Origin of the sequence: Mesorhizobium sp. B2-3-7, from assembly GCF_006442695.1 — a bacterium.
Classification (GTDB): Bacteria; Pseudomonadota; Alphaproteobacteria; order Rhizobiales; family Rhizobiaceae; genus Mesorhizobium.
In genome coordinates, this window is the sequence record NZ_VFVV01000002.1 from 282,915 (window position 1) to 301,199 (window position 18,285).

Annotated in this window: 15 protein-coding genes and 1 pseudogene; 10 read left to right on the forward strand and 6 right to left on the reverse strand. The window is 63.3% G+C overall.

Annotation, left to right across the window (positions count from 1 at the left end; genetic code table 11):
- The first annotated feature begins 279 nt into the window (after window positions 1-279).
- The 4 genes from nanR to FJ940_RS05285 all read left to right on the forward strand — a co-directional run bounded on the left by nanR (window position 280) and on the right by FJ940_RS05285 (window position 4,110).
- On the forward strand, window positions 280-993 hold the full coding sequence (gene nanR, locus FJ940_RS05270) for a transcriptional regulator NanR (RefSeq protein WP_140497819.1): 714 nt from the start codon (window positions 280-282) through the stop codon (window positions 991-993).
- Between the two features lie 104 nt (window positions 994-1,097).
- Complete coding sequence (locus tag FJ940_RS05275; RefSeq protein ID WP_181169532.1) at window positions 1,098-2,360, forward strand: ribulose-bisphosphate carboxylase large subunit family protein; 1,263 nt, start codon at window positions 1,098-1,100, stop codon at window positions 2,358-2,360.
- A 46-nt stretch (window positions 2,361-2,406) separates the two neighbouring features.
- Complete coding sequence (locus FJ940_RS05280; RefSeq protein ID WP_140655663.1) at window positions 2,407-3,252, forward strand: phosphogluconate dehydrogenase C-terminal domain-containing protein; 846 nt, start codon at window positions 2,407-2,409, stop codon at window positions 3,250-3,252.
- Between the two features lie 57 nt (window positions 3,253-3,309).
- Window positions 3,310-4,110 (forward strand): sugar phosphate isomerase/epimerase, encoded by an 801-nt coding sequence (locus FJ940_RS05285; RefSeq protein WP_140655666.1) that lies wholly within the window; start codon window positions 3,310-3,312, stop codon window positions 4,108-4,110.
- A gap of 37 nt (window positions 4,111-4,147) precedes the next feature.
- On the opposite strand, the gene mtnA is transcribed toward FJ940_RS05285, so the two are convergent.
- Together mtnA and mtnK are read right to left on the reverse strand one after the other, a co-directional pair.
- Entirely contained in the window at window positions 4,148-5,242 is a 1,095-nt protein-coding gene (gene mtnA / locus FJ940_RS05290) for an S-methyl-5-thioribose-1-phosphate isomerase (protein WP_140559320.1), read from the reverse strand.
- Complete coding sequence (gene mtnK, locus FJ940_RS05295) at window positions 5,239-6,510, reverse strand: S-methyl-5-thioribose kinase (protein WP_140514666.1); 1,272 nt, start codon at window positions 6,508-6,510, stop codon at window positions 5,239-5,241. The genes mtnA and mtnK overlap by 4 nt, the downstream gene beginning before the upstream one ends.
- Before the next feature lie 134 nt (window positions 6,511-6,644).
- Here mtnK and FJ940_RS05300 point away from each other — a divergent pair, with 134 nt between their 5' ends.
- From FJ940_RS05300 to FJ940_RS05310, 3 genes are all read left to right on the forward strand, one after another.
- Window positions 6,645-8,156: a sugar ABC transporter ATP-binding protein gene (locus FJ940_RS05300; protein ID WP_140655896.1), complete on the forward strand. Its 1,512-nt coding sequence runs from the start codon at window positions 6,645-6,647 to the stop codon at window positions 8,154-8,156.
- Window positions 8,157-8,248: 92 nt separating this feature from the next.
- Window positions 8,249-9,244, forward strand: a complete 996-nt coding sequence (locus FJ940_RS05305) for an ABC transporter permease (protein WP_140551153.1) — start codon at window positions 8,249-8,251, stop codon at window positions 9,242-9,244.
- 40 nt (window positions 9,245-9,284) lie between these two features.
- A complete protein-coding gene (locus FJ940_RS05310) occupies window positions 9,285-10,337 on the forward strand; it encodes a substrate-binding domain-containing protein (protein WP_140655668.1) in 1,053 nt (350 codons plus the stop codon).
- Window positions 10,338-10,411: 74 nt separating this feature from the next.
- On the opposite strand, the pseudogene FJ940_RS05315 reads toward FJ940_RS05310, so the two are convergent.
- From FJ940_RS05315 to FJ940_RS05330, 4 genes and pseudogenes are all read right to left on the reverse strand, one after another.
- A pseudogene (locus FJ940_RS05315) lies at window positions 10,412-10,679 on the reverse strand (type II toxin-antitoxin system YafQ family toxin).
- Window position 10,680: 1 nt separating this feature from the next.
- Window positions 10,681-10,938 (reverse strand): type II toxin-antitoxin system RelB/DinJ family antitoxin, encoded by a 258-nt coding sequence (locus FJ940_RS05320; RefSeq protein ID WP_140497837.1) that lies wholly within the window; start codon window positions 10,936-10,938, stop codon window positions 10,681-10,683.
- Between the two features lie 84 nt (window positions 10,939-11,022).
- A complete protein-coding gene (locus FJ940_RS05325) occupies window positions 11,023-13,077 on the reverse strand; it encodes a bifunctional aldolase/short-chain dehydrogenase (RefSeq protein ID WP_140655899.1) in 2,055 nt (684 codons plus the stop codon).
- A 79-nt stretch (window positions 13,078-13,156) separates the two neighbouring features.
- On the reverse strand, window positions 13,157-14,122 hold the full coding sequence (locus FJ940_RS05330) for a sugar-binding transcriptional regulator (RefSeq protein WP_140655670.1): 966 nt from the start codon (window positions 14,120-14,122) through the stop codon (window positions 13,157-13,159).
- Between the two features lie 193 nt (window positions 14,123-14,315).
- Here FJ940_RS05330 and FJ940_RS05335 point away from each other — a divergent pair, with 193 nt between their 5' ends.
- The 3 genes from FJ940_RS05335 to FJ940_RS05345 all read left to right on the forward strand — a co-directional run bounded on the left by FJ940_RS05335 (window position 14,316) and on the right by FJ940_RS05345 (window position 18,172).
- Entirely contained in the window at window positions 14,316-15,956 is a 1,641-nt protein-coding gene (locus FJ940_RS05335; protein ID WP_140655672.1) for an acyl-CoA synthetase, read from the forward strand.
- Window positions 15,957-16,361: 405 nt separating this feature from the next.
- Complete coding sequence (locus FJ940_RS05340) at window positions 16,362-16,970, forward strand: TetR family transcriptional regulator (RefSeq protein WP_140497843.1); 609 nt, start codon at window positions 16,362-16,364, stop codon at window positions 16,968-16,970.
- 56 nt (window positions 16,971-17,026) lie between these two features.
- Entirely contained in the window at window positions 17,027-18,172 is a 1,146-nt protein-coding gene (locus FJ940_RS05345) for an efflux RND transporter periplasmic adaptor subunit (RefSeq protein ID WP_140629149.1), read from the forward strand.
- The last annotated feature ends 113 nt before the right edge of the window (window positions 18,173-18,285 follow it).

Below are 18,285 nucleotides of genomic sequence, written 5' to 3' on the forward strand. Positions count from 1 at the left end.
CAGCTACATGTTATACCAGCATACCAAATAGGCAAGCGGGCACCGGAACCTCGATTGCCGAAACCTCCTTCGATTTAAGGACGAGACGAAGCTCGGCCGTCAGCTTCGTTCTTCCTTGGCCAAACGGAGCCGGCCTGCTCCAGCAACTGGTGACCAGTCCAAAGTCGGCCGTAGACGGACGTTAGGTCATCATATATGTAATGTCAATCGATGGCGCGACCCTTGTCTGCCGACGCGACTCGGGATCGATTGTTCCGCGAACACCCCAGGGAGGGACAGATGGAGCCGGTCCAGAAAAAGAAATTGTATGTGGAGGTGCTTGACCGGCTGATGGCGGCAATCTCGACGTCCGAATTCCCGCCCGGCTCTCAATTGCCGTCGGAAAAGGAACTAATGACGATGATCGGCGTCGGCCGGCCCTCGATCAGGGAAGCGATGCTGTCGCTGCAGCAGATGGGACTTATCAGGATCTCGCACGGAGAACGTGCCCGCGTCATCAATCCGACGCCTGATGTCATCGTCGATCAGGTCTCAGCGGCGATGGTCATGATGCTGGCGACGAACTCTCGCGGGCTTGAAGAACTCAAGGAAGTCAGGCTCTTGCTGGAAACCGGCCTGGTTCGGATAGCCACGCGGCGCGCTACGGCCAAGAGTTTGGAACGCCTCGCGGAGACCTTGCGTCATTTGCGCGAGGCAAAGGGCGACCAAGCCCGGTTTGTAGCTGCCGACATGGAGTTCCACGCCGTCATTGCGGAGATGAGCGGCAATTCGATGATAGCGGCGGTGGCGAAGGGAATGCTCGAATGGCTGTCCCGTTTCAAGCGGGATCTGGTGGCGATGAAAGGCGCCGAGCGGCTGACGGTCGAGGAGCATGAGCGGATCTACAAGGCAATCGCCGGCGGCGATCCGGAAGGCGCGAGCGCGGCAATGGCCGACCACATTGGCCGCGCCAACGAGCTCTATTCGAAACTGGCCGGCGGCGGCGCCGGCTGAGCGGCCGCCGAAATTTTTTGCCCGGGAAAACTCATATGATGACATGATTTCTTTTTGGTGCTAACGGTCACTCCGTGAACGTCATTCCAGTCGGGAAGCCTGCATTGTCCGGTCGCCTCCGCGCCACCTATCTGATCGAAACCCGCTACCCGCTGGAGGTTGCCGCGGCTGCGATGGCGGGCGAACAATCAAGCGGGACTTTCCGCGCCATACCCGGAGAAACGCCGGAGCTGCTGCGCAGGTTCGGAGCCCGCGTCGAATTCATCAGCGATGTTGCCGAGGTCGACAGCGAGGCGTTGCCGTTCTCGCGCTCGCCAAAAAATGCGACCGTGAGGCCGCACCGGGCCAAGGTGGGCCTTTCCTGGAACATCGAGAATACGGGGACAGTGCTGGCTTCGGTCTGGTCGACGGTTCTCGGCAATCTGTTCGAGCTGCATCATTTCTCGGCCATGCGTCTCCTCGACGTTACCTTTCCCGATGCCTTCGCGGATGCCTATCCAGGGCCGGCCTTCGCCGTCGAGGGAACGCGTCGCCTGACAAGCGTCGAAGGGCGCCCGCTGATCGGCACCATCGTCAAGCCGAGCGTTGGTCTTACCCCGCAGGAGACGGCAGCCCTGGCCGACACGCTGATTGCCGCGGGTCTTGATTTTATCAAGGACGACGAATTGATGGGAGACCCTCCGCATTCGCCGTTCGAACACCGGTTCGAAGCGGTCATGGCGGTGATAGACAGGCACGCCGACAGGACCGGGCGCAAGGTCATGTATGCGGCCAACATTTCCGGTGACATCGACGCCATGCGTCGCCAGCTGGATCTGATCGAGCGCCGTGGCGGGACCTGCGCCATGCTGGTCCTGAATTCCGTCGGCCTGTCCGCCGTCATCGAGATGCGTCGCCACTCCGCCGTTGCGCTGCACGGCCATCGGGCCGGCTGGGGCCTCTTCAGCCGCTCTCCCGATCTCGGCATGAGCTATCTCGCCTATCAGAAATTCTGGCGTCTGGCGGGCATCGACCACATGCACGTCAACGGGCTGTCCAACAAGTTCTGCGAGCCGGACGAATCGGTGATGGCGTCGGCCCATGGCTGTCTCACCCCGATGTTCGAGCGGGCTGGCCGTCCCGATACGGTCATGCCGGTGTTTTCGTCCGGGCAGACCGCTGTGCAGGCAGCCGAGACTTATACGAGGCTCGGCTCGGACGATTTCATCTATTGCTGCGGCGGCGGGATCATGGCGCATCCAGGCGGGCCGGCCGCCGGCGTTCGAAGCCTGCATGATGCTTTCGAAGCCGCGGCGGCAGGGATTCCCGCACGCGACTATGCCGCCACGCATCCGGAGCTCGAAGCCGCGCTGCAAGCGTTCGGCTGAATCTGCGCCATCGGCGCGCCATCAAGGCAAATGGGAGAGAAAGCAAATGACGACATCCGTGGCGGTGCTTGGGGCCGGAGGGAAGATGGGCTTCCGCGTGACACGCAAGTTGATCGAAGCGGGCTACGATGTCCGCGCCGTGGAGATCGGCGAGGCCGGCCGCAAGCGGCTGGGAGAGGCCGATATCGGCGCCGTCGCCATGGACGAGGGCATTCCCGGCGCCAAGGTGGTGGTAATGGCCCTGCCGGACAATATCATCGGCCAGGTGGCGCGGCAGATCTCGCCGATGCTTGCCGCGGGCACCATGATCCTCATTCTGGATGCGGCAGCGCCCTATGCCGGCGACTTGCCCGCGGATCGGCCGGATCTCACCTATTTCGTCGGCCATCCCTGCCATCCGCCACTGTTCGGCGAAGAGACGGAATGGGCCGCGCGTCGCGATTACCATGGCGGCATCGCCAGGCAATCGATCGTCTGTGCCCTGATGCAAGGTCCGGAAGAGCACTATGCGCTTGGCGAGGAAGTGTGCAGGGCCATGTGGTCGCCGATCATCGACAGCCATCGCGTCACGGTCGAACAATTGGCGATCCTGGAGCCGGGCCTGTCCGAAATGGTGGCCATGCCCTTCGTCGACACCATGGTCGAGGCTGTCGAGGAGTGCGAACGCAAATATGGCATTCCCAGGAAGGCCGCGATGGATTTCCTGATAGGCCATCTGAACGTCGAGATTGCCATGTGGTTCGGCTTCTCTCCGAAAGTGCCGTCCGATGCGGCGCTACGCCTGATGCGGTTCGCCAAGGGCGTCGTGGTCCGTGACGATTGGCGCGAAGCGCTGTCTCCTGCCAAGGTCAAGGAAGCCTCGGAATTGATCGTCTACGGCAAGGGAGCCTGAGCCCTGCCTTCGCCGCGCCGGACCTCGGTATCGACCGCGCTCTTCGATGGCTATCCCATGGAATTGGCCCTCGAGGAGATTGCGGCGGCCGGCGCCCTCCATGTCGAGCCGGCCTTCATCCGCGGCTATGTCGATTTCGACGAAGGCATGTTTGCGGCTGCGCACGCCGCGAAGTTGCGCCAGGCAGCGGAACATGCCGGGCTGGGGATCAATGCCGTGTCGGCTCATCTCGACCTGTCGGGGGCCGATGCCGTCGACGCCTTGTCCCGCCGCATCGGCTTTGCCGCCGGTCTTGGCGCGTCCTTCCTGATTACCAATGCCGGCCCGGCGAGAAACAGCGCGGCGATCCGCAAAACGATTGACGCCCTCCTGCCGAGGCTGGAGGAAGTCGGCATCGTCCTGGCGCTTGAAAACCCCGGACATGGCCAAGGCGATCTGCTCGGCAGTGCCCGGATGGGGGCAAGCTTCATTCGGGACATCGGATCGCGACACGTGCGCCTGAACCACGACGCCGGAAATGTCTTTACCTACAGCAACGAGACGGTGCAGCCGGCGCAAGATATCGCTGATGCCATCGATGCCGTTGGGCATGCTCATCTGAAGGATGTCGTCAGCACCGGGGAGGGATGGACATTTTGCGCCATCGGTGACGGCTCGATCGGCTACGAACCGTACTGGGCAACGCTTCCCGCGACGCTGCCGGTCAGCATCGAACTGCCATTGCGGCTGCGGCGCCCGCAGCACCGTGATCCCCAACGGCGGAGCGCGCCGGTGGATATCGCCACCATTCGGAGCGCGCTGCGGCGTTCACTGGATTTCGTCAACTCGCTGGAGATCGCAAAGAGCAGCACCTTCTGAACAGCGAAAGGTGGTTCCTTGCCTTTGCGAGAGCCGGCTATCCACGCTCCGGGAACATCGCCTTCAGCCCTTCACGCGAGGCCTTGGCGACGCCGCGTTCGGTGATCAGGCCGGTGACCAGCCGCGCCGGCGTCACGTCGAAGGCGGGGTTTGCCGCGGGCGTCGCTTCCGGCGAGACGCGCACCTGGGCGATCTCGCCGCTCGCGGTCTTGCCCCACACCAGCGAAACCTCGTCGCCGGAGCGTTCCTCGATCGGGATTTCGGCAAGTCCGTCGCCCACCGTCCAGTCGATGGTCGGCGAAGGCAGCGCAACGTAAAACGGCACGTCATTGTCTGCGGCGGCGAGTGCCTTCAAATAGGTGCCGATCTTGTTGCAGACGTCGCCGTCGGCCGTCGTGCGGTCGGTGCCGACGATGACCATGTCGATTGCGCCGCGCTGCATCAGATGGCCGCCGGCATTGTCGACGATCAGCGTATGCGGCACGCCGTGGCCGGCCATCTCCCAGGCCGTCAACTGGGCGCCCTGGTTGCGCGGCCGCGTCTCGTCGACATAGACATGGACCGGAATGCCGGCCTCCGTTGCCAGGTAGATCGGCGCGGTGGCCGTGCCGTAGTCGACGGTAGCCAGCCAGCCGGCGTTGCAATGGGTCAGGATGTTGACGGTTTCGCCCGGCTTTTTGCGCGCCGCGATGTCCTTGATGATGGCGAGACCGTTCTCGCCTATGGCGCGATTGAGCCCGACATCCTCGTTGGCGATCTCGCTGGCGCGACGATAGGCGGCTGCGGCGCGTTGTTCCGTCGGCAGCGGCCGCAGGAACCGCCGCATCTCATCCAGTGCCCAGCGCAGATTGATCGCCGTGGGACGCGTCTCGTGGAGCGTCTCCCAGACGGCATCGAGCGCGGCATCCGCCGGATCGTCCGCCATCTGCATGGCAACGCCATAGGCAGCGGTGACACCGATCAGCGGCGCGCCGCGCACCCACATGTCGCGGATGGCGGTGGCGATGCCATTAACGGTGTCGACCTTCACGATACGGAAGTCATGCGGCAGCCAGCGCTGGTCAATGATCTCCACCGAGCGCCCATCGTCGCTCAGCCAGATGGTGCGATAGTGGCGCTCGCCGACGTTCAAATGCGGTTCTCCTGTTCGATCAGCGCGGCCAGGTTGTTGACCTCGTCGATGCTGTGAATATGACGCCTGTTGACGGCGATGTGGCGGCCGAACTTCAGCGCCCTCGCTTCACATGTGGCGCGCAGGTCTTCGTCGGCAATGGTTTCGAAATCGGCATTGTGGGCGAGGCCGAGGATGCGCCGGTGCACCTCGATGCCGGCAAAGCCGAGGAGGTCGTCCCATATCTGGTGCAGCACATGGTCGAGCGCCTGTTCTGCGCCCAGCCTGTCGCCCTGATCCTCGAACAAGCTCTTTTGATAAAGCATGCCGTTGCGCTCCGTGCGCCACAGATGCGAGAATTCGGTGCGGAACACCGACCACGTCTGCGCCGTGACATCGAGCAGATAAGCGCGCATGGCGTCGCGCTTGCCGCTCTGCTCATGACCCCGCTGCGAGAAGAAGGCCATCCAGAAATTGGCGAGCAACATGCCGACGTCGAACGCCATCGGCCCGTAGAAGGCGAATTCAGGGTCGATCATCCTGGTCTCTGTATCCGTGACCATGATCGAGCCGGAATGCAGGTCGCCATGCAGCAATGTCTCTGCATTGGCGGCGAAAAGATGCTTCAGGCGCTGCGCTTCCACCTTGAGGTCGCGGTCGGCGCGCAACTCGGCGACCAGGGCGTCGAGTTGCGGCGAAGTGTGCCGGTTCATCTTGGCGTCGAAGTAGGGGTCGGAGAACACCAGATTCTCGGTGATGTCGCACAGCTCGACATTGTCGGCGAACAGCGCCAGATCCGCTTTGCGATCCTTGGTCACCATCGAGAAGTCGGAGCCGCGGAACAGGGTGCGGGCCATGAACAGCCCGATATCCCTGGCGATGTTCGGCAATTGCCGGCCCTCGATCAGCGCCCGCCGCAAAATGATGTGCGGCGACAGATACTCCATGATGATCAGCGCCTGGGTCTCGTCGAAATGGTAGATGGCCGGCACCGAGCCCGGCGCGCGCGCCTCCTGCCGTGTCAGCGCGTGATATTCGAAGAAGGAACGCTTCAGCGGCAGCGGCCAGCTGTCGCCGACCAGCCGGACATAGGGCAGGGCCTGCTTGACGACAGCCGCGCCCTTGTCGCCCTCGACGATGAAGACGAGATTCAGATTGCCATCGCCGACCTCGCGCACCTTCCAGCGGCTGGTGTCCTCGCCGATGCGCTGGGTGAGCGCCTCGTTGCTGCCGAGCCGCGTGGCGAGCGTCTCCACCGACAGTGCTTCGAACGGCGTCTTCCCGGTCATCCTCACCTCTCCTGCTCGTCCCCTATAGTAGCGGAGCCACGGCGGCGGGGCCAAGCTAGGTAGCGCTCTGGCAATTGTCAATCGTGTTGACAATTGCCGACGTAGCCCATAGCGTCACCGTCAGGGAGGAACGCATGGTCGGCAATGCCGTGTTCCGCGTAGAGGGACTGAGGAAATCCTTTGGCCGCAACGAGGTGCTTGGCGGCGTCTCGCTCGAACTCCATGCCGGTGAAGTGACCGTCCTGATGGGCGCCAACGGCGCCGGCAAATCCACCCTCGTCAAGATCGTCAGCGGCGTCTACGAGCGCGACGGCGGCACCATGACCCTGGCCGGCCAGGACTTTGCGCCGGGAAGACCGGCGGAAGCGATCCGCGCTGGCGTCGTCACCGTTCACCAGAACATCAATGACGGTGTCGTCGCCGACCTTGACGTGGCCACCAACCTGACATTGGACAGGCTGAGCGGCAGTGGCGCCCCGGTGCTCTTCAACCCGGTCCGTGTGCGTCGCGAGGCCAAGGCGGTTGCCGACCGCATGGACCTGGCGATCGACTTGAAGGCGCGCGTCAGCGATCTCTCGCTGGCCGATCGCCAGATGGTGGCGATTGCCCGCGCGCTGGCACATCAGCCGAAAGTGCTGATCCTCGACGAACCGACCTCATCGCTATCGAGCGCCGAAGCCGATCGGCTTTTTGCGCTGGTCGACAGGCTGCGCGCGCAAGGCGTGGCGATCCTCTATATCTCGCACCGCATGTCCGACATAAGGCGGCTTGCCGACCGCATCGTCTCGATGCGCGACGGCGCCGTGTCCGGCGTCTTCGACAAGAAGCCGCTCGACTACGAAGGCGCGGTCAATGCCATGCTCGGCCGCAAGATCCACCTCGACCAGATCGTCGTCAGGCATTCGGCCCGGGCGGTGCTGACCGTCGAGGGCCTGCGTATCGCCCAGGGCGCCAGGCCGATATCGCTGACGCTTGGCGACGGCGAGATCGTTGCCGTCACCGGGCTGGTCGGCGTCGGCAAGACAGCGCTTGCCGAGACGCTGTTCGGCGTGCGCAGGCCTCTCGCCGGCATCATGACAATGAACGGCAAGCCCTACGCGCCGCGCTCGGCTGGCGACGCGATCGCCGCCGGCGTCTTCCTCGTCGCCAAGGATCGCGCCACCAGCGGCATCGTCGGCGGCTTCAACATCGAGCGCAATGTCAGCCTGCCGTTCCTGAGGCGGATGTCGAACCTGGGCGTGCTCAAGCGCCGCCTGGAACGCGCCACGGCGCGCCGGCAGATCCAGGAATTGGGCATCGTCTGCCGCTCCGAGAAGGACGAAATGTCGGCATTGTCCGGTGGCAACCAGCAGAAGGTGATGGTCGCCCGCTGGATGGCGCAGGATGCAAGCCTGTTCATTCTCGACGAGCCGTTTCAAGGCGTCGACATCTCGGCGAGGCGCGACATCGCAGCCAAGCTGAGGGCAAGCGCCAATGGCCGCGCGACGCTTTTGTTCGTCACCGAACTCGACGAGGCGCTGGAGACGGCCGACCGTATCCTGGTGATGTCGGAGCAGACCATTGTCGGCGAACACCGCAACGCGGACATCGATCTCGATCGCCTGCTGGCCGAGGTGGCCGGCGGGCTGCCGCACCGCGCGGCTTGACCGGCTGGAATTGAAGAGCTGACGATGACAATTGGAATGGAGAGCATGGGTTCGAGTTGGGTAAAAACGGCAGCGGCGCGCGGGGGCGCTGAATGACGCAGCGCAACCACGCCATCCGCTACGGTTTCATCGTCCTGTTGTTCGGGCTCGTCGCTTATTTCGCGATCGCCGCCGACGGTTTCGTTTCGCCGCAAAGCGCGGTCTTCATTTTTCAGTCGGTCGCCATCACCGGCGTGCTGGCGCTTGGCGTCACCGCCACGCTGGTCGTTGGCGGCTTCGACCTGTCGATCGGCTCGGTCGCCACGTCAGCCATGATGGCTGCGGCATATGTGATGGTGGTGCTGGAGCAGAACGCTGTCGTCGCGGTCATCGTCTGCCTGCTGATCGGCGTTATTGTTGGGCTCATCAATGGTTGGCTGATCGTCTATATGCGCGTGCCGGACCTGCTGGCGACGCTCGGCATGATGTTCCTGCTGGTCGGCCTGCAGCGCATCCCGACCGAAGGCCGCTCGATCGCCACCGGCATGACCATGCCCGATGGCTCGGTCGCCAACGGCAAGTTCGGCGAGGCGTTCCTGGCGCTCGGCCGCCACCGCTTCGACTTCTTCATTCCCAATCTCGTTCCGGTCTCGGTCGTCGTCCTCGCGGTGCTCGCGGTGCTGATCTGGTTCTTCCTCGAATACACCCGCTTCGGCCGCATGATGTATGCCGTCGGCTCCAATGAGCGCGCCGCCGAACTCGCCGGCGCGCCTGTCAAGGCATACAAAATCTGGGCCTATATCATTTCAGGAGTTTTTGCCTCGATCGGCGGTATTTTGCTCGCCGCCCGGCTTGGACGCGGCGACATCGCCTCGGGTAATAATCTGCTGCTCGACGCCGTCGCCGCGGCGCTCATCGGCTACGCGGTGCTAGGCGCCGCCAAGCCGAACGCGTTCGGCACGGCTGTCGGCGCCGTCTTCGTCGGTGTCCTGCTGCAGGGCCTGACGATGATGAACGCGCCGTACTACACGCAGGATTTCATCAAGGGCGCCGTTCTGGTCGTCGCCCTTGTCTTCACCTTCGCTCTTTCCGGCAGGGGCAGGACATAGATTTCGGCTGGGTTGCATTTCAACAAGTGGAGGAAACGACGTGAACATCACAAGAAGACTTTTGGGCAAGGCAGCGCTCGGGCTCGCCGGCGCGGCGTTGCTGATGCAGGGGACGGCCCTGGCTGCCGATCGCCCGGCGCCGTTCGACAAGCCAGGCGTCAAGATCGCCTTGGTGCGCTATCTCTCGACCGGTGACTTCTTCCAGGCCTATCTGTCCGGCGTCGAGGCGCAGGCCAAGGCCCTCGGCGTCGACCTGCGCGTGCTCGACAGCCGCCAGGACGCCGCCCTCCAGGCCGACATGGTCGACCAGGCCATCGCGCTTGGCGTGCAGGGTATCATCATCCAGCACGGCCTGACGGAATCGATGAAGGACGCCGCCCAGCGCGCGGTCGACGCCGGCATCAAGGTGGTCGCTTTCGACGTCAACGTCGAAAACCCCAAGATCCCGCAGATCGAGCAGTCAGACCGCGACCTTGCGCGCCTCGCGCTCGAGCAGGCGGTCAAGGACAATGGCGAGAGCTGGAAGGCCGGCTATGTCTATGTCGCGGGCATCGCGCCGCTCGACCGCCGCAATGAAACATGGGTCGACGTGAAGAAGAAATACTCGGGCATCAAGGAAGTCGCCATGTTCGGCACGCTGGACAACCCGATCGCCAACTCGGTCGCCAACCAGGCGCGCTCGGTGCTGACCGCCCATCCCGACATCAAGGTGATGTTCGCTCCCTATGACGAGTTCGCCAAGGGTGTGAAGATCGCCGTCGACGAGGCAGGCCTGAACAAGGACATCAAGATCTATTCGGCCGACATTTCGACCTCGGACATTGCGGCGATGCGGGAGCCCGACAGCGCCTGGGCGGCAACCGCCGCGACCAACCCGGCCGTCGTGGGCCAGGTCTCGGTGCGTGCGCTGGCGCAACTGCTGGCCGGCGAAGACCCCGGCCACAACGTCGTCGTGCCGCCGACGCTGATCACCCAGAGGGACCTTCTCGACAAGGACATCAAGAACATGGAGGACCTGTCGGCCAAGCTGCCGCAGTTCGCCCATGCCGATGTCGCCATGCCCGCCTGGATGCCGAACCCGAACGCGAAGTAGGCCAATCGATATTGCAATTCGCTCACACTTGGAACAGCCGCTTGCAGCAACTGCAGGCGGCTTTTTTGCTGTCTTCATTCGTTGAACAGATCGGAGTAGGAGCCGGTGCGGGCAAGCCGCAGCTCATCGTCGGCAATGCGGTAGATCAAGAGCCAATCCGGTTCTACATGCGCATCCCGATAGTCTTTCCAGTCGCCTTTTAGAGGGGTGATCCTTATAACGCGCCGGCAGTCCGGCGATGAGCAGGCCCAACAACTCGCGCAATTTAGCGAGGTCTTTGCCACGCTTCTCCATGCGCTTAACGTCCCTGCGGAATTGCCCGGAGTGAACGGGCGTCGGCATGTCAGATGCCCAAATCCTTGAACAATTCGTCGGCTGACGCGAAACGCTTGCCTTTGCCTTTTTCCAATTCGGCCATGGCCTTTTGGGTGGTTGCGTTCGGCACCTTCACCGGAAAGGGAAATTCCTTGTCGGCGGCGACGCGGACCAGCAGCAGCCGAATGGCGTCGGAGACCGACAGTCCCATTGCCGCCAGGGCTTCGGTAGCCTGGTCCTTTGTCGCGGCATCAATTCGAGCGCGGACAACCGTGTCCGTAGCCATGTTGCGACTCCCTACTGTTGAGCCACAATGTAGCTACAAACGGGTGTTCTTGCAAGCCTGCCGTCTGCGCTGTGCGTGACGGTGCTACCGCAGCGCCGCCGCGATATTGCCGCCGTCGACCGTCGTTACGTCGGCGGTTGTGCGGTCGGCCAGCGCGTGGTGCAGGAAAGCCTGCGCCACGTCCTGCGCCGTCACCTCCTGGCCGAGCAGATTGCCGGACATGTACTCTTTTTCCGAGACACCGCGTGCGCCCGATCGGCTGGCGATCATGGCGTCGGTCAACAGCCCGGAGCGGATGCGGTCGGCATTGACGGCGTTGGAACGGATGCCATGCGCGCCGTAATCCAGTGCATATTGCCGGGACAGGAACAGCGTCGCCGCCTTCGGCACGCCGTAGGCGCCGAATTTCGGACCCGGATTGACCGCCTGCTTAGAGGTGTTGAACAGCAGTGCGCCGCCGGTACCCTGTTCGAGCATGATGCGCACCGCGTTCTGCGCCACCGACTGGTGGGCGAAGAAATTGAGCTCGAAGCTCTTGCGCAGCAGCGCGTCGTCAAGTTCGCCGATCCGGCCTTCCCAGGCAGCACCGGCATTGGACACCACTATGTCGACGCCGCCATACACGGCGACCGCCCTGTCGAAGGCTGCACGCACTTGGTCCGGATCGGTGATATCGGCGGCGACGCCGATCGAATTGTTGCCGGCCTTCTTCGCGGCATCAGCGGCTTTTTCGCCATCGAGATCGACGACCACCGCATGCGCGCCATTGTCCGCAAACAGCTTGGCGGTCGCCGCACCGATCGCACCGGCACCGCCAGTGATCAGCACGACCTGGCCGGTCAGCGGCTTCGGCTTGTTGGAGGCGAGTTTGGCCTGTTCCAGCGACCAGTATTCGAGCGGGAACAGGTCGGCCTTGGAAAGCGGATGAAAACGGCCGACCGCCTCGGCGCCACGCACGGCCTCGATCCACATTTCGCCGACATCGGAAGCGATCCTGGCATCCTTCAGCGTGCGGCCATGGCCGAACATGCCGAGCCCTGGCACCAGCGTCAGCCGCGGCATCGGGTCGAGCATGGTGCGTTTGACGTCGTCGAGCGCGTCATTGGTCTCGAAATAGGCGCGGTATTCCTTGGCGAAGGCGTCGACATGGCTCTTGATGACGGCCTTGTAGTCGCCGGCCTTGTCCGCATCTGGCGCCGGCACCGCCATCGGCCCGGTCTTGATGCGGATCGACAGGTCCGGCGTCGACACGCCGCGCGCGGCGTAGTCGGCGATCTCGGCCGAATTGATGAAATCGACGATCGCATCCGAGGTACGGAAATCGCTGATCATGCGGTCGAAGCGGCCTTCGCCGCGTGCCACCGCCACGGCGCCGCGCAACATAGGAGCGATGGAAGCCGGCGTCGCGAGCTTCGCCGGAAGGGCGGCCTTTGCCGCCTTGGGCTTGGCATGCTTGGCTACATACTCCTCGGCGACATTCACATAATGGATCATCCGGTCGTAGGCCTGCTTGGCGTCGTCGCCGAAGGTGAAGATGCCGTGCTTGTCGAGGATCAGTCCTTCCACATCAGGGTCGGCGTCGAAAACATCGGCCGCCGCCTTGGCGAGGTCGAAGCCCGGCATGATGTAGGGCACGTAACCCATCTTGGCCCCGAACACCGTCTTCACCAGCGGCTTGCTGTCTTCCTGGTCGACGATCGCCAGGATGGCGGTCGAGTGCGTGTGGTCGACGAATTTGTGCGGCAGAAAGGCATGCAGCAAAGTCTCGACCGAAGGATTGGGCGAGGACGGATCGATGAGGTTCGCCCGCTGCAGCGCGACCATGTCCTCGTCGGAGAGCTTGTTCAGCGCGCGCGCCTTGATGAGCGCGCCCATCTTCACCGCCGGCAAGCCCTGCGGCTCGATGACGGCCATGTCCCAGCCGCTGCCCTTGACGCACAGCACGTCCCATTCGTCGCCGACGAGGTCGGTCGCCTTGGTCTTGCAGGAAGTGTTGCCGCCGCCATGCAGCACCAGTCGCGGTTCGCCGCCCAGCAGGCGCGTCGTGTAGACGCGCAGCGCGAGATCGCGTCCGACGCCTTTCTTTGCATAGTCGGCAACCATCTTCTCCGCGTCGCCGTCATTCCACAGGTTCTTCATTAGCTTCGTCCAGTTGCTGTCATAGTGGTGAAACAGGAATGCCACGACGCCTTGATGACGGGCGCGGCAGGAATGGTCTCTAGGATACCTTTTTGCCTGGCGCTCCGGCATGATCCAGAAGCCGCTGCGCCATATCGGCGCCGACCACCAGATGCGTGCAAAGGCCGCCGGCGATCGCAGCGAGCAGGGGTTCGAACTTGCTGTTCTCCTGCACCACCATCAGCCGCTTCTGAATGGCGCGCAGCGAGGAAAGCTCCGCCGAGATCACCCGCCGGTTGTAGCCGCAGTCGAGCACCTTGCCCTCGGCATCGATGATCTGCCCGGCAATGACGCCGGCCGCGCCCGCCTTGCGCAGGTCGGCCATTTCGTCTGATGTCAGCGCGCCGCATTTGACCAGATGGCTGTCGGCATCGACGGCGCCGACCGAATACAGCGCCAGATCGCATTCGTGGATGCTCGACAGCTGTTCGCGGATTACAGGCTCGGCGCGCAGGCCGCGCGCCAGCTCTTCGGTGGTCAGCACGAGCGGCGCGTAGAAATTGATGCCCTTGGCGTTGAGCCGCCGGGCGATCTCCATCGTGCACTGGTCGGGACGATAGGAATAGGGCGCGCCGAGATTGCCGCAGAGCTGCACCACGGTGACATCCTGGAGATCGGCGTAGGACATGATGTCGGCGATCATGTAGACGGTGCGTCCCCAGGCGACGCCGATGCGGTCGCCTTTTTTCACCAGTTCGAGAAAGACGCTCGCCGCCAGCACCGCGATGTCGGTGGCGGGATCGGCGATATGGCCGTTTTCCGGCGCGATCCAGACCGCGTCGAGACCGAGTGCATCCTCGAGCTTGCGCGCGATGACGTCGTCGGTGAAAAGCTGGGTCGAGGTCGAGATGTTGACGATGCCGGTCTCGCGCGCCTTGCGCAGATACATGGCAACCGAGGCGCGGGAAATGTTAAGCTGGCTCGCCACCTGGTCCTGGCGCAGGCCATGCGCATAATAGAGCCAGGCGGCCTTGTGGATAAGTTGTTCTGCCGGTCGGATTGCCATGCCTTCTCCTCGGCTGACATTAGTCACGGCTCTCGACAAAAGTCAAACCGCGCGGAGGTACGCGATGCCTTTACGCGCGGCAAATCTAGACCATCATTGCGCCAGACGCGCTTTGTCGTGGCATCATTGCTGGTGACGCGGCCCGAGCCTGTGGTTAGAACATGTCGGCAAAGGGAGATACGGGGAGGACAGGATGGGCAACCCTTACGAACAGGATCTCGACAGGAACGCTGCCAACCACCAGCCGCTGACGCCGCTCACTTATCTGGAGCGGGCAGCCAAGACCTATCCCGATCATGTCGCCATCATCCATGGCCGGCAGCGCGTGACGTATCGCGATTTCTGGCGGCGTTCGCTGCAGTTCGCCTCGGCGCTCTCCAGGCGCGGCATAGGCAAGGGCGACACGGTGACGGTGATGCTGTCGAACACGCCGCCGATGCTGGAGGCGCATTTCGGCGTGCCAATGACCAAGGCGGTGCTGCATTCGCTCAACACTCGCCTCGACGCCGCCGTGATCGCTTTCCAGCTCGACCATGCCGGGACCAGGGTGCTTATTGTCGATCGCGAATTCTCCGGAGTGGTTCGGCAAGCGCTCGATCTGGCCAAGGTGAAGCCCCTGGTCATCGACTGTGACGATCCCGACTACGCCGCGGACGCTCCCTATCCGAAGGGTGGTCGCATCGGCACTCTTGATTACGAGGCCTTCGTTGCCGAGGGCGAGGAGAATTTCGCCTGGTCGATGCCAGACGACGAGTGGGACGCCATTTCGCTCAACTACACCTCGGGCACGACAGGCAACCCGAAAGGCGTCGTCTATCATCATCGGGGTGCTGCGCTGATGGCCTACGCCAACACCGTCCATGCCGGCATGGCCAAGCACGCGGTCTATCTGTGGACGCTGCCGATGTTCCACTGCAATGGCTGGTGCTTTCCGTGGACCTTGGCCGTCCAGGCCGGCACCCATGTCTGTCTGCGCTGGGTTCGGCCGAAGCAGATCTACGACGCCATCGCCGACCATGGCGTCACCCATCTGTGCGGCGCACCGATCGTCATGTCGGTGCTGATCAATGCCAGGGATGAGGACAAGCGCCAGTTCCCGCAAGCCGTCACCTTCAACACGGCCGCCGCGCCGCCGCCGGAAGCGGTGCTCACCGGCATGGCCGATGCCGGCTTCGCCGTCACGCATCTCTACGGCCTGACCGAAACCTACGGCCCGGCGGTGGTCAACGAGTGGCACAATGAATGGGACCATCTTGAGAAGGGGCAGAGGGCCACGAGGAAGGCCAGGCAAGGCGTGCGCTACGCCGCGCTCGAAGGCCTCACGGTGATGGATCCCGAAACGATGACGCAGACGCCCGCCGACGGCCAGACCATCGGCGAGGTCATGTTTCGCGGCAACATCGTCATGAAAGGCTATCTCAGGAACCGCAAGGCCACCGACGAGGCGTTCGCCGGCGGCTGGTTCCACTCCGGCGATCTCGGCGTCATGCATGCGGATGGATATATCCAGCTCAAGGACCGCTCCAAGGACATCATCATTTCGGGCGGCGAGAACATTTCCTCGATCGAGGTCGAGGACGCGCTCTACAAGCACCCGTCCGTTGCGTCTTGCGGCGTGGTGGCGCGGGCGGACGAGAAATGGGGCGAGGTGCCGGTCGCCTATGTCGAGCTGAAGCCTGGCAAGACGGCGACCGAGGCAGAGATCATCGAGCATTGCCGCGCGCTGCTTGCCCGCTTCAAGCTGCCGAAAGCGGTGGTGTTCGCCGAGATCCCCAAGACCTCGACGGGGAAGATCCAGAAATTCCGGCTAAGGGAGATGGCGAAGGAGGCGTAGGCCGCATGGCCGCTCTTGCCATGACCTCGACAATTTGCGGCGGGCCTTGTGACTTCGTCATCCCAGGGGGAAGCAAGGACCAAGCGACGCGGCGCAGACCCTAGGATCCATGCCCTGATGTCAGTCAAAAAATGAGGTGGATCAGGAAGTTACTGTAGCCTACAGCAGCCATCCTCGACTGCCGGAGCACGGCCGCAAGGCCACGGCATGGATCCTAGGATTTCCGCGACGTCGCTTCGCGACTGCTCCACCCTGGGATGACGAAGTGCGAGGCGAGCCACCCCCCTCACTGTCACCATCTGTCACCATTTTGTACGCGTACGCCGAATCCGCGTTGACATCGCGTTCCTTTCGATTTACGAGTGACGAAAATCAAAATTCATCACTAGTAAATCGAAAGAGGCTATGTCCGAAACCGCCAACCTCGTCGCCGATGCCGCTCGCCAGGAGAATGTAACGCGCATTCTCGATTGCGCCGAGCGCCTGTTCCGGCACTATGGCTACGGCAAGACCAATGTCGCCGACATTGCCCGCGAACTCGGCATGTCGCCAGCCAACATCTATCGCTTCTTTGCGTCCAAGGTCGAAATCCACCAGGCGGTCTGTGGCCGGATGCTCGGGGCCAGCTACAGGATGGCCTACGAGATCATGCATTTGCCGATCAGCGCCGAGGAACGGCTGCGGCGCTACGTGCACGCGCAGTACAAGATGACGATGGAGGTCATGCTCGACGACCAGAAGGTCCATGAGATGGTCATCGTCGCTCTCGAGCGCGATTGGGGCGTCATCGACAAGCATGTCGACAGTATCCACGATCTTTTTGCCGAGGTGATCCGCGAGGGCATCGCGGCCGGCGAATTCAGGGAACAGGATCCGGTGATTGCGTCGCGCTGCTTCGGCGCCGCCACGGTCATTTTGTGCCACCCGCAGATGGTGGCCCAGTGTCTTGCCAAGACCAACCGGGCAATGCCCGACGACCTCATCGACTATGCGATCAAGGCCTTGAAGAAATAGCCGCCGCCCGCCGGGCGCCGGCAACGACAGTCAATCTCCAGTTTGGGAGTGCTAAGGTGTCTTCGTCCAATTCCATTATCCGCTGGCTGCCCGTTGCCGGCCTGATCGTCGCGGCACTCGGCCTGGCCGGTTGTTCCCAGGAGAAGGCGGAGGTCAGGGATATCATCCGCCCCGTCAAGGTCGTCGAGATCGGCGCGGCGCAGACCACCCGCCAGCTCGATTACTCCGGCTCGGTGCGTGCTCGCACCGAGATGAATCTCGGCTTCCGCGTTGCCGGCAAGGTCACCGAGAGGCTCGTCGACATCGGCCAGCATGTCACCTCGGGCGACGTCCTCGCCCGCATCGATCCCTCCGATTACGAGCTTTCGGTCAAAAGCGCCGCGGCGAGCCTTGACGCCGCCGAGCGCCAGGTCGAGACGGTGGATCTCGCCAGGAAGCGCGCCGAGCAGCTTTATGCCAAGAATTTCGCGCCGAAATCGCAGCTCGAGCAGGCGACGCTGGCCTACAACCAGGCGGTCGCGACGCGCGATGCCGCCCGCTCGACCCTCGCCCAGGCTCAGAACCAGGTCCACTATACCGACCTCAAGGCGAGCGAGAACGGCATCGTCACCGCGGTCAGTGCCGATGTCGGCCAGGTGGTCGGTGCCGGCACGCCCGTGATGACGGTTGCCGTCGATGGCGAGAAGGAAGTGCTGATCGCGGTACCGGAAATGGATATTGCCGGCTTCAGGCCGGGCAAGGAGGTCAAGGCAAGCTTCTGGGCGGACGATGCCCTGACGCTTGCCGGCAAGGTCCGCGAAGTTGCCGGCAGCGCCGACCCGCAGTCGCGTACCTTCGCCGTTCGCGTCTCGCTCCCCAACGACCCGCGCGTGCTGCTCGGCATGACCGCCAACGTGCAGGCCTCGATCGACAGCAAGACCCAGCTGGTCTCGATCCCGCTCAGCGCTCTGGCTGAAAAGGACGGCCAGAAGATCGTCTGGGCCGTGGACCGCGGCAGCGACACCGTGCATTCGCGTCCGGTCAAGATCGCGAACTTCACCGCCGATGGCGTCGCGGTTGCCGACGGCCTCAAGCAGGGCGACGTCGTGGTTGCCGCTGGCACCCAGTTCATGACCGACAATCTGAAGGTCAAGCTGTCCGGCGACAGTCTCCAGCAGTCCGCCTCGGCGGCGGAAGACGCTGCCACCAGCAGCCTGCGCTGACAGCCAGGCACAACGAAACCCTTCCCTGTCTTGGCGGCGCGAGCCGCAAGACCGGGCAGGCCATGGTTTCCGGGCGGCAGGCGCCCGATCGTCGAGACGCCGACAAGATGGCT

Coding starts and splice junctions, on each gene's coding strand:
- FJ940_RS05320 (WP_140497837.1), bottom strand. CDS start 10,938: ATGGCTACGGACACGGTTGTCCGCGCTCGAATTGATGCCGCGACAAAG.
- FJ940_RS05305 (WP_140551153.1), top strand. CDS start 8,249: ATGACGCAGCGCAACCACGCCATCCGCTACGGTTTCATCGTCCTGTTG.
- FJ940_RS05325 (WP_140655899.1), bottom strand. CDS start 13,077: ATGAAGAACCTGTGGAATGACGGCGACGCGGAGAAGATGGTTGCCGAC.
- FJ940_RS05280 (WP_140655663.1), top strand. CDS start 2,407: ATGACGACATCCGTGGCGGTGCTTGGGGCCGGAGGGAAGATGGGCTTC.
- nanR (WP_140497819.1), top strand. CDS start 280: ATGGAGCCGGTCCAGAAAAAGAAATTGTATGTGGAGGTGCTTGACCGG.
- FJ940_RS05300 (WP_140655896.1), top strand. CDS start 6,645: ATGGTCGGCAATGCCGTGTTCCGCGTAGAGGGACTGAGGAAATCCTTT.
- FJ940_RS05330 (WP_140655670.1), bottom strand. CDS start 14,122: ATGGCAATCCGACCGGCAGAACAACTTATCCACAAGGCCGCCTGGCTC.
- mtnK (WP_140514666.1), bottom strand. CDS start 6,510: ATGACCGGGAAGACGCCGTTCGAAGCACTGTCGGTGGAGACGCTCGCC.
- FJ940_RS05340 (WP_140497843.1), top strand. CDS start 16,362: ATGTCCGAAACCGCCAACCTCGTCGCCGATGCCGCTCGCCAGGAGAAT.
- FJ940_RS05335 (WP_140655672.1), top strand. CDS start 14,316: ATGGGCAACCCTTACGAACAGGATCTCGACAGGAACGCTGCCAACCAC.
- FJ940_RS05285 (WP_140655666.1), top strand. CDS start 3,310: ATGGAATTGGCCCTCGAGGAGATTGCGGCGGCCGGCGCCCTCCATGTC.